Origin of the sequence: Geminicoccus harenae (genome assembly GCF_019800005.1) — a bacterium.
GTDB lineage: Bacteria > Pseudomonadota > Alphaproteobacteria > Geminicoccales > Geminicoccaceae > Geminicoccus > Geminicoccus harenae.
Map to the genome: position 1 here is coordinate 1 of NZ_JABGCL010000257.1, position 559 is coordinate 559.

The 559-nt window shown below is 35.6% G+C and carries 1 protein-coding gene; it reads left to right on the plus strand.

Annotated elements, in window-relative coordinates; translation table 11 throughout:
• Nucleotides 1-338, plus strand: a 338-nt coding sequence (locus HLA95_RS27825) for a hypothetical protein (protein WP_222185226.1), incomplete at its 5' end; no start/stop codon positions are given.
• Nucleotides 339-559 lie beyond the last annotated feature (221 nt).

The window sequence follows — 559 nt, forward strand, 5'->3', positions numbered from 1 at the left end:
CTTTAATTCATTCAAATTACTCTTCAAACACCTCAAGTGTTGTTCAAATTCTCAAATTTGTGCATCAAAACTTGGGATTTCACCATTGTATTTCAAATTGGGGATCTACAAACCCAAATACACTTTCTCTCATTCTTGCAATCTCAAGCTCTACAACCATAGCATATGAAGAGGATGAGTCTACAAGCTACCCATTTATGCTAATGAACAAGTGTGATGCTCCAAGGCATGACCCAAACAACACAAGCTTGCTCTTGGAGAAGGACAATCATCTTTCCATAATCAACACTCACACACGTGTAAGCTTACTTTCCTTGAGAATTTCTTTGAATCTTTGATGTTTATATGCTTTGATATTGATCTTTGGATGTTGTTTGATGCCTCAATGTCATGAAATGTGTAATTGGCATAGCTTGGGAGCCCCATTTCACTAGCTTCACAAGCTTGAAATGTTGCCCACCAAGTGTTTGATAAAATTCCCAAGAGACTTAATTTTGATTTCCTTTTATTAAAACACTTCACGCCATGTTTTAAATATGTTTCAAATGTCATTTAAGAT